A 1,461-nucleotide genomic window follows, 5' to 3' on the forward strand; every position below is an offset into this window, starting at 1 on the left:
CGTCGCCGATGACCAGGGCGGTGCGCCCGCCGCCGAGGGTGATCATGTCGTACCAGTCGCCGCCGACCGCCGCGTCGGCGCCGCCGGGCTGGTAGGTGGCGGCGATGCGCAGGTCGTCGGGTTGTTCGAGTTCCTGCGGGAGGAGGGAGCGCTGGAGGGTGACGGCGGTCTCGCGCTGTCGGCGTTCGCTGTCGCGCAGCCGTTCGGCGGCGTCGGCCTGGTCGGTGACGTCGGCGGCGAAGACGAGGACGCCGGATTCGGCGCTCCCGGGGTCGTCCTCGGCGTCGTCGGCGGTGGGGACGGTGATCGGGGTGCAGGTGAAGGTGTACGAGCGGCCGCCGGGAAGTCGGCGTGATTTGACCGTGCGGGGGCGGCCGCTGCGCAGGACCTGGTCGAGGAGGGGAAGGAGCCCCAGCTCCTCGAGCTCCGGCATGGTCTCCTCGGCCGGGGTGCCGGCCGGGCGGACGCCGAACGCCTCGGTGTAGGCGTCGTTGACGTACGCGATGTGGTGCGCGGGGCCCTGGAGGACCGCGACCAGGGCCGGGACGCGGTCCAGGACGGCGCGTACGGGCAGGTCTTCGAGGCGGGCGGCGGGCCCGGTGGGGGCGGTGCCCGCGCGGGCGGCCGGGACGGCGCCGGTGTCGGCGCGCCGGGTGGTGCGGCGTTGGGCGCCGGGGAACCGGGGGCTCCATCGCGTGAAGTTCACCGATTCTCGCCTCGTGTTGTCGTGTGCGGGGAGTGAGGAAGGGGGCGGGTGAGGACCGCCCGCTCCGGGTGGGGGCCGGAACGGGGGATTCCCGGTGGGCGCTGGATCATGCGTGCTGTGTCGCTTCCGGTGGGGCGTCGCCCGTCCGCGGCCGGTGGCGGCCGGGCGGTGCCCGGCGGTCCGGAGCCGGACCATCGTCACACGGCCGGCCGGGCGGACCCGGTCGATTCCGTCAGACGCCGGTTGTCCGAGGGGGGTTCCGTATCGGCGTCAGGAAGACTCGTTCGGGCGTTTGTTCCCGGCCGCGAGTTCGAATTCCGCACGGGGGTGCTCCAGGGAGCCGAGGGAGACGACTTCGCGTTTGAAGAGGCCCGAGAGGGTCCATTCGGCCAGGACACGGGCCTTCCGGTTGAAGGTGGGGAGCCGCCCGAGGTGGTAGGCGCGGTGCATGAGCCAGGCGGGGTAGCCCTTCAGCTTGCGTCCGTAGACGTGGGCGACGCCCTTGTGCAGCCCCAGTGAGGCGACCGATCCGGCATAGGAGTGCCGGTACGGCTGCGGGGCCTCGCCGCGCAGCGTGGCCAGCAGGTTGTCGGCGAGCACCTTGGCCTGGCGGACGGCGTGCTGGGCGTTGGGGGCGCATTCGCGCGCGCCGGGGGGTGCGGCGGGGCGCGCGGAGGGTTCGGGGTCGGGGCCGCCGTCTCTTCCGTCCGGGGCGCCCGCTCCGGCGGCCGGCTCCTGCACCACGGGCCCCGCGG

1 protein-coding gene and 1 pseudogene are annotated in these 1,461 nt (G+C 74.7%); both read right to left on the bottom strand.

The features are described 5' to 3' along the window. Nucleotides 1-706, bottom strand: a 706-nt coding sequence (locus ABZ863_RS35660; protein WP_358544208.1) for a PAS domain-containing protein, incomplete at its 3' end; no start/stop codon positions are given. A gap of 270 nt (nucleotides 707-976) precedes the next feature. Further along, nucleotides 977-1,461 (bottom strand): annotated as a pseudogene (locus tag ABZ863_RS35665) (hypothetical protein); the annotation flags it as partial.

This window comes from Saccharomonospora sp. NPDC046836 (assembly GCF_040645195.1).
In the GTDB taxonomy this organism is placed as follows: Bacteria; Actinomycetota; Actinomycetes; order Mycobacteriales; family Pseudonocardiaceae; genus Prauserella_A.